Source organism: Paracoccus tibetensis, assembly GCF_900102505.1.
Classification (GTDB): Bacteria; Pseudomonadota; Alphaproteobacteria; order Rhodobacterales; family Rhodobacteraceae; genus Paracoccus; species Paracoccus tibetensis.
On record NZ_FMVT01000007.1, the window covers coordinates 41,749 to 54,324 of the forward strand.

Sequence of the window (12,576 nt, forward strand, 5' to 3'; positions counted from 1 at the left end):
CGTTTCCACGAGGCTCGAGGGGCAGGCCTACTCTGCGGCAACGATCCGTTGCCGCGGCGGTGCCAAGTCTTCGTTGGCAGGCGACTGCATGTCGCGCGGAGCGGCATCGGCGACAAGCTCCAGGACATCGGCCCCCACGCGCTGGCGACGCTCGACCTCGAGGAACAGCATCTCCACGTCCAGCCCGAGGGTCGAGCGGGTCATGCCGATCCGCTTCAGCTGACGGTCGTTCAGCCGCAGAAGCGCGGCGATGATGGAGGTCAGATCCCGCTCGCAGAGCCAGGCCTCATAGGCTGCGGGATCGCGGTGGCGCAGGCGCCCCCAGAGCATCGCAAGGCTCTCCAGGCTCCAGCGAGCAGGATGCGTCTTGCCCGGAAGTGCAAGATGGGCCGTGCCGGTCTGCATGATGGTGTCCTCCTGTGTTGACGATCCACATACGCCTGAGCGCCGCGCCTCTTCCGAAGATCACGGGGACGTGAACTTCCGATAACGGTCGCCGGCGGGGATGAAACTCGAAGATCGCACGTATGTGGCCGAACGGACCGGGTAAGGGCTTTGTCGGCTGCCACCCGGGCCTTGACCCGCAAGGAGGTGCGCGTGAAGTCGTTCCAAGCTCTTGATGATGGCCTCGCGGTCGCGGGGCAGCACCGGAAGCCCGCGCCGTTGGTCAGGATGCCGCGGCAGCGGCTCCGCCGGCTGACGTTTCCGGCGGTCATTCTCGCGGTCATCTGGGGCGTGCTGGCCGACTGGCGGCTCGAGTCCTGGCTCTTCGGCGGGCCGGCCGTCCTGCTGGCCCTGTGGCTTCTGACGTTGCTGCCCCCGGCCCGGCGCTGGACCATGGCGCCGCTTGCCGCCCTTCGCTTCGCCGGCTGGTTCGCGGTGCAGGCCGTGCGGGGGGCGGTGGATGTGTCGCTCCGTGCCGTCTCGCCGCGGATGCCGCTGAACCCCGGCTTCCGCTCGTGGCGCACCACGCTGCCCGAGGGCACGCCGCGCATCATGCTGGCCAACGCGGTCTCGCTGCTGCCCGGAACCCTCTCGGCCGAGATCGAGGGCCAGCGCCTCGTCATCCACCTTTTGGACTGCCACACCGATCTGGCGGCCGAGATCGGCCGGCTCGAGGCCCGCATCGCCGCCGTCTTCAACCTGCCTGCCGGAAAGGAAACCGCCGCATGAGCATGTATCTCGGGCTCATCGCCGTCCTGCTGCTTGTCACGCTGCTGTCCGGACTGGCGCGCGTGATCCGTGGACCCGAGCCTGCCGCCCGCCTGATGGGGGGGCAGCTTCTGGGCACGACGGCGGTTGCGATCCTGCTGGTCCTGTCGCAGATGTCGGGCCAGCGCGCCTTCCTGGACGCCGCGATGGTCTTCGTGATCCTGGCGGCCGTGGCGCTGGTCGCCTTCCTGGTGCTGTCGCATGGCGAGGCCGGGCAATGATCGCGCTTATCGGCATGGCGCTGATCGGCGCGGGCACCCTGTTCTTCATTGCCGGGACGGTCGGCCTTCTGCGCTTCCCCGACCTCTACTGCCAGCTTCATGCGCTGACGAAGGCGGACGGCCTGGGGCTGGCGCTGATCGGTCTCGGCGCGGCGCTGCTGTCGGGATCTGTCGGAGACATCGCCCGCATCGCCTTGATCTGCGCCTTCGCGGCCCTGTCGGGCGCGACCTGCGGCCATCTGATCGCCCGCCACGCCCGCCGCGCGGGGCAGGAGGACGCCGATGCCTGACCCGCTGCTGGTCTTCGACCTGATCCTGGCCGCGGCGGTCGTGGGCCTGGCGCTCGGGGCGCTGCTGGTCCGCGACGCCTTCGCCGGGGTGCTGCTGTTCGTCGTGTTCGGCCTCCTTTCGGCGCTGGCTTGGGTGCGGCTGGCGGCGCCCGACGTGGCGCTGGCCGAGGCCGCCATCGGCACCGGCCTGACGGGCGCGCTGCTGCTCAAGACCCTGCACCATCTGCGCGGCGACCTCGCGGCGTGGCAGTCGCCTCCTGTCGCGGCGGCGTCCGTTCCTTCGGCGCTGCGCTGGACCAACGCCGCGCTCGCCATCCTGATCGTCGCGGGGCTGGGCTGGGCGATCCTCGGCTCGCCCCTCCGCACCACCGGGCTGGAGCTGCTGGTGGCCGATGCCCTGCCGCACAGCGGCGTCGAGAATCCGGTGACGGCCGTGCTGCTCAACTTCCGCGCCTATGACACGCTGATGGAGGTCGTGGTGCTTCTGGCCGCGGTCATCGTCGTCTGGCAGATCGAGCGCGGGCTGGACCGCCGCCCGGCGCCGGACCTTGGGCCGGTCTGGCAGGGTTTCGCCCGCCTGACCCTGCCCGCTGCGGCCATCGTCGGCGTCTATCTGCTCTGGGCCGGGGCCGATGCCCCCGGCGGCGCCTTCCAGGGCGGCGCGATCCTTGCCGCCACGGGCCTGCTGGTTCTGCTCGGCGGTCTCTACCGGCCCGACCCGGCGCACCGCCCCGTCGCGCGCCTGCTCTTCGTTCTCGGCACCGTCGCCTTTGCCGGCATCGCGCTGCTGGTGGCCGCGGGCAGCCGGGTTAGCTTCGAATACCCGCAGGACCAGGCCAAGGCGCTGATCCTGCTGATCGAGGGCCTTTTGACGATCTCCATCGCCGTCACACTGATGGCCCTCTTCCACGGCCGCGAGCCGGCGGCCCAGCACAGGGAGATCCGCCATGAGCGCTGAGTACATCTATGGCGCGGCCGGCCTGGCTGCGGGTCCTCTTCGACTTCGTCGGCCTGCAGGCGTCCGAGATCCTGGAATTGGGCCGCGACTTCCGCGACATCCACGAAGAGGCCGAGCGTCGGGTCATCGCCGAGGAAGGACACAAGGCGCGCCTGCGGACGCTGTGGCAGCGTGCGCGCGGGGACGAGCCCGCGCCCGATGCCGACACCATGGCCAGCATCGCCGAGGCCAAGCGCACCCGCTCGATCCTGCTGCAATCGGCCGGCACCAAGCTGACCGAGCGCTTTGCCGAGTGGTGGCAGCAGGGCGATTACCGCTTCCGCTTCGAGGCCGACGGCAACCATTTCCGCATCTGGGTCTCGGACAGCCGCCGCCCGCAGGAGGTCGAGCTGGAGCACCGCTCGACCGGGCTGCAATGGTTCCTCAGCTTCTTCTTGGTCTTCCTGCACGAGGCCCGCGGCCGGCACGAGAACTGCGTCCTCTTGCTGGACGAGCCGGGCCACTCCCTGCACCCCCTGGCGCAGCGTGACCTGTCGGCGTTCTTCGAGGCTTTGGCCGAGCGGAACCAGATCATCTACACCACGCATTCGCCCTTTCTGATCGACGCCGACCGGCTGGCGCGGGCCCGCAAGGTCTTCGTTGGCCGCGACGGCTCGACCCGCGCCAGCGGCGATCTTCTGGACGCCGAGGGCAGCGACAGCCAGCGCGGCGCCGGCTTCGTGGTGCGCGCGGCGCTGAACCTGTCGGTGGCCGAGGCCATGCTGGGCGGCGCGCAGCCCGTTCTGGTGCAAGGCCAGGTCGAGCAGACCTACCTGTCGCTGATCCGTACCCTCGCGGTCGCCTCGGGCCGGTTCCGCCCCGGCCGCGACCTGATCTTCGCCCCGGTCTGCGGCCTCAACGTGATGCCCGTCCTCGCGCGGATGCTGAGCGGGGCCGATGCGCGCCCGCCCCGGCTTGTGGTGGACACGACCCCCGCCGGCGCCGAGCTTGCGGCAGCGATGGCCATTGCGGACGAGGGCCGCCTCGTCCGGCTGGCCGAGATCATGGGCCGCGACAAGGTCACCATCGAGGACCTTCTTCCCAAGGCCCGGCTGGCCGCCCTGCTGGACCGCATCGAACGGCGGCCCGAGCGGATGTTCTCGGATGTGCTGGTCGACTGGCGGCCGTTCGTGCCGCAGGTGCTGGACTGGGCGCGCGAGGAGGGCATCACCCTGGCACCGGACTGGCGCCTCAGGCTGGCGGAGCGGCTGCGGACGCAGCTTCTGGACAGTTCCGGCGGCGCGGAAAATGACGCGCATCTGGACGAGTGGATCAGGCTGCTGGAAGCCCTTCAGGCGCGCTGAGCCGAAGGCTGGCCTGCGGGCGAGCGCCCGCGGGCTTTTCTTGTTTCCACCTGTCGATTCTCCTGATCCACAGAGAAAAGCCGCCCGAGAACGGGCGGCTTCCCTCGTTCGCTCGAGGTTGGATCAGGAGGCGCCGAGCCTCGTGTCGCCGGTATGGTCGAGGCGCAGCCACAGCCCCGCGCCCAGCATCGCCGCGGCACCGGGCAGCAGCACCCACAGGGTGGCGCCGCCGATCACGACGGCCAGCAGCACGGCGGCCGCCCCTGCGCCGATCATCAGCAGCGCGTCGATCGAAGAGGGCCTGAACAAGGCTTTCGCCGCGATGGCGATTCCCACCAGCCCGACGGCCACGGCGAGCCCCGCCCGGCCTCCGTAGAGGGTGGAAAGCATGGGGCTGAACGCGATCAGCAAGGCGCCAAGCACGGCGATACCGCCGGCGATCTTCGTCTTCGGAATGTCCTTCATCATGTTGATCCTTTCCTGCTCATGGTGATGCGACGGCCGGGCGGGCGCGGAAGGAATGCAGCTCACTCGGCTCGCGCGGGTGACTTCACGATGCAATTACGCCTGGCGGGATGACTTAATCCGGCGCGCCGTGCCGGAGCAGGACGAAGTAGAGATACTCAGGATCACGGACGAACAGGCGCCCGTCCCTGACCTGCAACTTCGGCCGCCCTGCCTGCCTTCCGCATCGGCATCACGTCACGCGGATGGCGCCGGCTGATCCTGTCGCAGCACCTCGGCTAGCAGCGGGTTCGGGAAGCGGCGTTGCAGCGTCACGGCGTAGAAGGTCTCGGTCAGCGGGCCGAGGCGCGCGGCCTCGAGAAGCATCCCCGCCTCCAGCTCGTCGCGCACGACGATGGGCGGGATGACGGCCAGGCCCGCCCCCTCGCGGGCCAGCAGGCGCAGCATCGCCATGTCGTCGGCCTCGGCCGCGATCAGCGGCGCGATCCCCATCCGGGCGGCCAGCGCGTCGAAGTCGGCCCGCAGCGCCGTCTCGGGAACCGGCAGGACCAGCGGCACCTCGCGCAAGAGCTGCTCGAGCGTGCGACCCGTGCCGACCAGATCCGGCAGCCCGATCAGCCCGACCGGCTGGTCCGCGAGCCGGTGCACGAGCCACGAGCTGGAGGCGTCGCGCGCCGGGGCGTGGTTCGTCAGCACCACGTCCAGCGCCAGCGCCTCGAGGCTGCGGAGAAGCTCGGCCTGGGTGCCCGAGCGCAGCACGACCTCGACATCATTGCGACCGATCAGCGGATGTAGGAACAGCATCTGGAAGTTGCGCGACAGCGTCGCCAGCGCCCCCACCCGCAGCGCGCGCCGGGCGCGCCCCGTCTCGCGCAGCGTCGCGGTCAGGTCCTCGGCCGTGCGGAAGATCGCCTCGGCATGATCCAGCGCGATCCGGCCAGCCTCGGTCAGGACCAGCCCCCGGCCCCGCCGCTCGAAGAGGTCGTGGCCGAGCGCGGCCTCGAGCGCGCGCAGCTGCGTCGACAGCGCCGATTGCGACAGGTTCAGCCGCCGCGCCGCGCCGGTGAGCGTGCCGTCCAGCGCGACGGCGCGGAACAGGCGCAGGTGATGAAGGTTGAGCATCCATATACCAGACAGAACGTTTCCGTCGATAATATGTAATTTTCAGAACGCCCGCCAGTCGCTACTTCAGCGCAAGTTGATCTTGCGAGGCCATCCATGACCGCGATCCTGCCGCTGACCTTCCTTGCCCCGGCGCTTCTGCTCGCCGCTATCCCCTTGGCCCGCGCGCCGCGACTGACCGAGGCCGCTGGTATCGGCGCGCTGGCGCTGGCCGTCGCGGGCACGGTGCAGCTGATGCTGACCGGCCCGCAGGCGCTGGTGCTGCTGCCCGGGATCAGCCTGACCCTCGACGCCGTCGGCGCGACCATGTCCCTGCTGGTCGCCTTCGTCGGCTGGATCGTGCTGCGCTACTGTCGCAGCTACCTGGTGGGCGAGGCCGGGGCGCCGCGGGCGCAGGCGGGCATCCTCGTCAGCCTGGCCGCGGTGCTGGTGCTGGTGCAGGCGGGCGATCTGGTGCTGATGACGCTCTGCTTCGTGGTGATCGGGCTCGCGATGCGCGGCCTGTTGCTCTTCTACCCCGGCCGCCCCGAGGCGCAGCGCGCCGCGGCCAAGTTCAGCCGGGTCTGGGGCGCGGGCGATCTGGCGCTGGTCCTTGCGGTGCTGCTGGCCGTCGCGGCCTTTGGCACGACCGACCTCGGCGCGCTGAAGCTTGCCGCCGCCGCGGGCCCGCTGCCGCTGGCGGCGAAGGGCGCGGTCGCGGCGCTGGTGCTGGCGGCGCTTCTGAAGACCGCCGCCTTCCCGCTGCACGGCTGGCTGACCGAGGTGATGGAGGCGCCAACCCCCGTCTCGGCCCTGCTTCATGCCGGCATCATCAACGGCGGCGGGCTGCTGCTGATCCGCACGGCCGATCTGGTGCAGGCCAGCCCCGGCGCGATGGCCGCGCTGGTCACGATGGGCGGGCTGACCGCGCTGTTCGGGGCGGCCGTGATGCTGACGCAGAGCGCGGTCAAGACGGCGCTCGCCTGGTCGACCGTGGCGCAGATGGGCTTCATGCTGCTGCAATGCGGTCTGGGCCTTTGGCCTCTGGCGCTGCTGCACATCGTCGCCCACTCGCTCTACAAGGCGCATGGTTTCCTCGCCTCCGGCACCGCGGTCGAGGCCGTCGCCGCCGCCCGCCGTCCCGGCCCCGTAGCGGTCCCCGGCTTCGGCGCGGTGGCCAAGGCCTTCGGGCTGGCGCTGGTCCTCTACGCCATCGTGGCGCTCGGCTTTGCGGCCATCGGCGGGCCGAAATCGGCGCAGGCCCTGGCGCTCGGCGCGATCCTGATCTTCGGCACGGCCTACCTGGTGGCGCAGGGCCTCGCCGACGCCGCCCCGCGGGCGCTGACGCAGCGCACGGCGCTGGCCTCGCTGGCCGCGGCGGTGGGCTACTTCGGCTTCCACCTCGTCGCCGCCCGGCTCTGGGGTCCGCATCTGCCGGTCCCGCCCGTGCCGGGCGCGCTGGAATGGGCGCTGATCGTGCTGGCGCTGGCCTCCTTCGGGCTGGTCGCGGTGGCGCAGGCACTGTTCCCGCTCTGGGCGCATCACCCGGCCACGGCGGCGCTGCGCGTCCACCTGGCGAACGGGCTCTACCTGAACGCGCTCTTTGACCGGCTGATCGGCGGCTTCCGCGCCATCCGCGCCCACTGAACCCCTATTCCCTCCGAGGCCGCCATGTTCCTGAACCACGCCACCATCACCGCCGACCACGCCGCCGCCCTTCTGGAGGCCGCGACCGAGGCTGCCCGCGCCATTCCGCCGGCCTTCCCGCTGTCGGCCACGGTCGCGGTGAACCCCTTCCTCGGCCAGTCGGGCGAGGACCTGCCGACCGCCGCCGCGCGGCTGGCCCGCGTCGCCGGCCTGTCGCTGACCCGGCCCCGCGCCGAGTTCGCCCGCCTGATCGCCGCCGGCGAGATCAGCGATGACGACCTGGCCGCCGCGCTGATCGCCAGCCCCTCGGTCCTCAAGCCCGTCGATCTGGCGACGCTGAAGCTGCGGGTGAACGCTCCCGCCCCCGCGCCCGAGATGCTGCCGACGCTGGCCGATCTGGCCGCGCGCCGGACCGGCATCGACTGGCCCGAGGTCATCGCGCGGACCATCGGCCTCTGGGCGGCGGGCCGGTTCGATCAGGGCCAGGCGCTCTGGACGCCCGCGCCCGGCGCCAGCGCCTTCGCCGCCTGGCGGGAATGGGCGACCCATGACCTGACGCCCGAGATCGCCGGCCTCAAGGGCTTCTGCGCCCATGTCGCCGCCGCGCCGGACACCGCCGAGCGCGCGATCCTGCGGGCGGCCGAGCGCCTGTCGCTGACGCCCGACGCCGCGCCGACGGCCTTCCACCGGCTGTTGGTCGATCTGGGGGGCTGGGCGCAGCACGCCCGCTGGCTTTCGTGGCAGGCCGAGCAGGCGGGCGGCTCGGACGGCACGCTCATCGACCTTCTGGCGATCCGCCTGATTTGGGAGGAGGCGCTGCTGGCCCATCTGCCGGAGCTGGCCGACCCCTTTGCCGCCGTCGCCATGGCCCATGCCCTGCCGCTGGAGCCCTCGGCCGATCTGGTGCTGGACACGATCCTGCAGGACGCGGCCGAGCGCGCCTACCAGCGCGGGCTCGCCGCACGCCTGTCGGGCCCGCGGGCCGTCAGCCAGCGCCCGGCGCTTCAGGCCGCCTTCTGCATCGACGTGCGCTCCGAGACCTTCCGCCGCGCGCTGGAGGATGTCGCCCCGGATGCCGAGACGCTCGGCTTCGCCGGCTTCTTCGGCCTGCCGCTGGATCACCGCGCCAAGGCGAGCGACCAGACCGAGGCGCATCTGCCTGTCCTGCTGCGGCCCGCCCTCTCGGCCACCAGCCAGGCCGGCCCCCGCGACGAGGAGGACGCCCGGATCTCGGCCCGTGCCGTCCGGGCTTGGGGCCGCTTCCGGCAGGCAGCCGTCTCCTCCTTCGCCTTTGTCGAGGCGGCGGGGCCGCTTTACGGGGTGAAGCTGCTGAAATCCGCCCTCGGCCACGGGCAGGCGCATCCCGACATGGGCACGCCGCGCCTCGCGACGGCGCTGGAGCCGGCGCAGAAGGGGCAGATCGCGGCGACGGTGCTGCGCGCGATGGGGCTTGTCGCGGGCCATGCCCGGCTGGTCCTGCTGGTCGGCCACGGCGCCAATGTCACGAACAACCCGCATGAAAGCGCCTATCACTGCGGCGCCTGCGGCGGCCGGACGGGCGAGGTCTCGGCGCGGGTGCTGGCGGGCCTGCTTAACGATCCCGACACGCGCGCGGCGCTTGCCGAGCACGGCATCGCGCTGCCCGCCGACACGCAGTTCGTCGCCGGCCTGCACGACACCACGACCGACGCCGTCACGCTGTTCGCGGCCGAGGCGCCGCCCAGCCATGCCGCCGACCTCGCCCGCGCCGCCGACTGGCTGGCGCAGGCCGGCCTGCGCGCGCGGGCCGAGCGCGCCCCGCGCCTGCCCGGCGCCCGCCCCGAGGCGATCGCCGCCCGCGCCGCAAACTGGGCCGAGACGCGGCCCGAATGGGGCCTTGCCGGCTGCGCCGCCTTCATCGCCGCGCCGCGCAGCGCCACGCGCGGGCTGGACCTCGGCGGGCGGAGCTTCCTGCACAGCTACGACCGCGCGCTCGATCCGGACTTCAAGGTGCTGGAGCTTATCCTGACCGCGCCGGTCGTGGTCGCCAGCTGGATCAGCCTGCAATATTACGGCTCGACGGTGGCGGCCCCGCTCTTTGGCGGCGGCAACAAGCTGATCCACAACGTCACCGGCGGGATCGGCGTGGTCGAGGGCAATGGCGGCCGCCTGCGCCCCGGCCTGCCTTGGCAGGCGGTCCATGACGGCACCCGCCCCGCGCATGAGGCTCTGCGCCTGACCGTCATGCTGGACGCCCCGACCGAGGCGATCAGCGACATCCTGGCCCGCCATCCGGGGGTGGCCCAGCTCTTCGACAACGGCTGGCTGCACCTGATCGCGCTGGAGGACGGCCGGGTCAGCGCCCGCTACCGTCCCGGCGCGGGCTGGCGGCCCGAGCCGCTCTGAGCCCCGGCTCAGGCGGCCCGGCTCAGACCGCCCGGCCCGGCCCGCCCGGCGGCCACATGCGTTGCCAGACCCCGTCGCGGCGGATCAGCGCGTGATGCGCGGCCGCCGCGACATGGATGGCCACGACCAGGATCAGCAGGATCCCCGCGCGGTGATGCAGGGCCTGCGCGGCATTGGCCAGTGTCTCGGACTTCGCCAGCCACGGGCCGGCGCCGAGCGCGTCCAGAAGCTCGATGGGAAAGCCTCCGGCGCGGACGCGGACGAAGCCGCTGACGGGCAGGATCACCAGCAGCGCGTAGAGCGCGCCATGCGACAGCCGCGCCGCAATCCGCTGCCAGCGAGGCATCGGATCGGGCAGCGGTGGCGCAGGATGGGTCAGCCGCCAGACCAGCCGCAGCAGGATCACCGGCACCAGGATCACCCCGAGGTTCTTGTGAAAGAGAAACAGCGCGTTGCCGAGCGCGCGGGGCAGGCCCTCGGTCGTCATGACCAGCCCGGCCAGGATCATCGGAACCACGGCCGCGGCCACGATCCAGTGCAGCCGCCGTGACATGCGGCCGTAGCCGCGGGTTTCCGGAAGCTCTGCCATACGCGACCTCCTGCGGATGATCCTAGCACGGCGCATCGCCACTCGCCACGACCTTGAGACGGCTTGACCTGCCCCGCCCGCCGGACGAGGCTGGCCGGATGCAGCCCGCCGCGCCGCCCCAAGGCCCGCCTGCCGCCGCGCCCATCGCGCCCGCGCGGTTCCTTGCCGTGGGCGCGGCCGGCCTCGGGGCGCTGGCGGTGGCGGGCTGGACGCTGGCGCTGCGCCCACCCGCGCTGGTCCTGGCGGCGCTGGTCTTCGCGGCGCTGGCCGTCGGGGTGGCGGGGGCGATGCGGCGCGGCTATCCGCATCCCCGGATCGGGGCCTGCAACCTGGTGACGCTGCTGCGCGCGGCGCTGGTCTGCGCGCTGCTGGCGGCGCTGTGGCAGGGGCGGACGGGCGGCTGGCCCATCGCGGGCATCGCGACGCTGGCGCTGGCGCTGGACGGGCTCGACGGCTGGCTGGCGCGACGCTCGGGCCTCGTCTCGGCCTTCGGCGCGCGCTTCGACATCGAGGTGGACGCCGCCTTCGCGCTTGTCCTGACGCTGCACGCCTTGGCGCGGACCGAGATCGGCGGCGAGGTCCTGATCCTCGGCCTCATCCGCTACGTCTTCGTCCTGGCCGCCTGGCTCTGGCCCTGGCTGGCCGGACCCCTGCCCGAGAGCCGGCGCCGCAAGCTGATCTGCGTGGCGCAGCTGTCGGTGCTGATCGCGCTGCAGACGCCGCTGCTGGCGCCCGACGCGGCGATCATCGCGGTGCGCCTGGCAGCGGCGGCGCTGGTCTGGTCCTTCTGGCTGGACATCCACCACCTGTACACCGCGCGGCGATGATCCGGCTGGCGCTGGCCGCTGGCCTCGTCTGGCTGGTGCTGGTCCTGCCGGATCGCCCCGCGCTGCCGACCGCCGCGCGCCTGCCCGCCGAGCTGCCGCTGCTGCTTCTGGTTCCGGCGCTGCTGGGGCGGGCGGGGCAGGCGCTGGCGGCGGGCGCGCTGTGGCTGCTGGCGGTGCAGAAACTGGCCGACATCGCGATGCACGAGGCGCTCGGCCGCGGCTTCAACGCGTGGGGCGACCTGCCGCTGCTGGGCGCGGGGCTCGAGCTGCTGGAGGGCGCCGCCGGCCCGCTGGCCCCGCCGCTCGCGATGCTCGGGGCGGGGCTGGCGGCGATCGCGCTTGCCGCCGCGCTGTGGTGGGCCTGCGGCGTCTGGCGCCGCCTGCCCGGCCGCGCGCCGCAGCTGGGCCTTGCGCTTCTGGCGGGGGTGCTGGCGCTTGTCGGGCCCGCGCGCTTCGACGCCGCCGCCTATGCCGGCGCCAAGCTGCGGCTGAACGCGCAGACCAGTGCCGCGCTGGCCCAATTCCGCGCGGCCGCCGCAGAGGATGCCCTGGCCGCGCGGCCGGGCCTTTTCGCGGCGCTGGACCGCGACCTGCTGCTGATCTTCGTGGAAAGCTACGGCCGCACCAGCCTGTCGACGCCGCTCTACGCGCCGACCCATCTGGCGACCCTGGCCGAGGCCGAGGCGGCGCTGGCCGCGGCGGGCCTTGCCATGCGCTCGGGCATCATCGGCGCGCCGACGCGGGGCGGGCAGAGCTGGCTGTCCCACGCCACGCTGGCGCAAGGGCTGCGGATCGACGACCAGGCGCGCTACCGCGCCGCCCTCGTCAGCGGGCGCAGGAGCCTCTTTCATCACGCGCAGGCGGCGGGGCTGCCGACCGCGGCGGTCATGCCCGCCATCACCCGCCCCTGGCCCGAGGCAAGCCGCATGGGCTTCGACCGCATCCTGGCCGCGGGCGATCTCGGCTATCGCGGCCTGCCCTTCAACTGGGTCACTATGCCCGACCAGTTCACCCTGGCCGCCACCGACCGGCTGCTGCGGGACCAACCGCGCACCCGGCCGCTGGTGGCGCAGACCGCGCTGATCTCGTCGCACGCGCCTTGGGTGCCGGTGCCGCAACTCGTGCCGTGGGAGGAGCTGGGCGACGGCCGCATCTTCGACGCGATGGCGGCGGCCGGCGATCCTCCGGCGGTGGTCTGGCGCGACCGCGACCGGGTGCGGGCGCAGTATCGCGCGGCGATCGATTACAGCCTGCGCGTCGTGATGGACTACGCGCGCCGCCATGCCGCGGACCCGCCGCTGCTGGTGGTGCTGGGCGATCACCAGGCCGCGCCCGGCATCGCGCTGGACGAGCGGGCCGAGGTGCCGCTGCACCTGATCGGCCCCGCGCATCTGCTGGCGCGGTTCGACCATCCCGACCTGTCGCCCGGCCTGATCCCCCCGGACGGCGCCGCCGTCATCCCGATGGAAGCCCTGCGCGACCTGATCCTCGTCGCTCTTGCCAGCGCCGGGCCGGCAGGGGCCGAATGATCATTCGTT

Annotated in this window: 13 protein-coding genes; 9 read left to right on the forward strand and 4 right to left on the reverse strand. The window is 72.6% G+C overall.

Annotated elements, in window-relative coordinates:
- Positions 1-27: 27 nt before the first annotated feature.
- On the reverse strand, positions 28-405 hold the full coding sequence (locus BLP73_RS10990; RefSeq protein WP_090744063.1) for a hypothetical protein: 378 nt from the start codon (positions 403-405) through the stop codon (positions 28-30).
- A gap of 192 nt (positions 406-597) precedes the next feature.
- Here BLP73_RS10990 and BLP73_RS10995 point away from each other — a divergent pair, with 192 nt between their 5' ends.
- From BLP73_RS10995 to BLP73_RS11015, 5 genes are read left to right on the forward strand one after another with little or no spacing between them, the layout of a single operon-like run.
- A complete protein-coding gene (locus BLP73_RS10995) occupies positions 598-1,173 on the forward strand; it encodes a Na+/H+ antiporter subunit E (protein ID WP_139165947.1) in 576 nt (191 codons plus the stop codon).
- Positions 1,170-1,433 carry an MrpF/PhaF family protein gene (locus BLP73_RS11000; RefSeq protein ID WP_090744072.1) on the forward strand — a complete coding sequence of 88 codons (264 nt, stop codon included), beginning with the start codon at positions 1,170-1,172 and terminating at the stop codon, positions 1,431-1,433. The genes BLP73_RS10995 and BLP73_RS11000 overlap by 4 nt, the downstream gene beginning before the upstream one ends.
- Positions 1,430-1,723 (forward strand): cation:proton antiporter, encoded by a 294-nt coding sequence (locus tag BLP73_RS11005; RefSeq protein ID WP_090744075.1) that lies wholly within the window; start codon positions 1,430-1,432, stop codon positions 1,721-1,723. Before BLP73_RS11000 ends, BLP73_RS11005 begins: the two co-directional genes overlap by 4 nt.
- Entirely contained in the window at positions 1,716-2,681 is a 966-nt protein-coding gene (locus tag BLP73_RS11010; protein ID WP_090744078.1) for a Na(+)/H(+) antiporter subunit B, read from the forward strand. Before BLP73_RS11005 ends, BLP73_RS11010 begins: the two co-directional genes overlap by 8 nt.
- 8 nt (positions 2,682-2,689) lie before the next feature.
- Positions 2,690-4,024 carry an ATP-dependent nuclease gene (locus BLP73_RS11015; RefSeq protein WP_090744080.1) on the forward strand — a complete coding sequence of 445 codons (1,335 nt, stop codon included), beginning with the start codon at positions 2,690-2,692 and terminating at the stop codon, positions 4,022-4,024.
- A 123-nt stretch (positions 4,025-4,147) separates the two neighbouring features.
- On the opposite strand, the gene BLP73_RS11020 is transcribed toward BLP73_RS11015, so the two are convergent.
- Positions 4,148-4,492 (reverse strand): hypothetical protein, encoded by a 345-nt coding sequence (locus BLP73_RS11020; RefSeq protein ID WP_090744083.1) that lies wholly within the window; start codon positions 4,490-4,492, stop codon positions 4,148-4,150.
- A gap of 234 nt (positions 4,493-4,726) precedes the next feature.
- Positions 4,727-5,611, reverse strand: coding sequence for a LysR family transcriptional regulator (locus BLP73_RS11025; RefSeq protein ID WP_425415689.1), 885 nt, complete (start codon positions 5,609-5,611; stop codon positions 4,727-4,729).
- Between the two features lie 96 nt (positions 5,612-5,707).
- Between BLP73_RS11025 and BLP73_RS11030 the strand changes: the two genes are divergently transcribed.
- Together BLP73_RS11030 and BLP73_RS11035 are read left to right on the forward strand one after the other, a co-directional pair.
- Complete coding sequence (locus tag BLP73_RS11030; RefSeq protein ID WP_090744089.1) at positions 5,708-7,237, forward strand: proton-conducting transporter transmembrane domain-containing protein; 1,530 nt, start codon at positions 5,708-5,710, stop codon at positions 7,235-7,237.
- A 24-nt stretch (positions 7,238-7,261) separates the two neighbouring features.
- Positions 7,262-9,622 carry a YbcC family protein gene (locus tag BLP73_RS11035; protein WP_090744092.1) on the forward strand — a complete coding sequence of 787 codons (2,361 nt, stop codon included), beginning with the start codon at positions 7,262-7,264 and terminating at the stop codon, positions 9,620-9,622.
- A 22-nt stretch (positions 9,623-9,644) separates the two neighbouring features.
- Here the strand turns inward: BLP73_RS11035 and BLP73_RS11040 are convergent, their stop codons facing one another.
- Positions 9,645-10,211 carry a cytochrome b gene (locus tag BLP73_RS11040; RefSeq protein WP_090744095.1) on the reverse strand — a complete coding sequence of 189 codons (567 nt, stop codon included), beginning with the start codon at positions 10,209-10,211 and terminating at the stop codon, positions 9,645-9,647.
- Between the two features lie 53 nt (positions 10,212-10,264).
- Between BLP73_RS11040 and BLP73_RS11045 the strand changes: the two genes are divergently transcribed.
- Positions 10,265-11,038, forward strand: coding sequence for a CDP-alcohol phosphatidyltransferase family protein (locus BLP73_RS11045; RefSeq protein ID WP_139165948.1), 774 nt, complete (start codon positions 10,265-10,267; stop codon positions 11,036-11,038).
- The gene (locus BLP73_RS11050; RefSeq protein WP_090744101.1) at positions 11,035-12,567 is read left to right on the forward strand and encodes an alkaline phosphatase family protein; all 1,533 of its coding nucleotides are present in this window, start codon (positions 11,035-11,037) and stop codon (positions 12,565-12,567) included. The genes BLP73_RS11045 and BLP73_RS11050 overlap by 4 nt, the downstream gene beginning before the upstream one ends.
- Positions 12,568-12,576 lie beyond the last annotated feature (9 nt).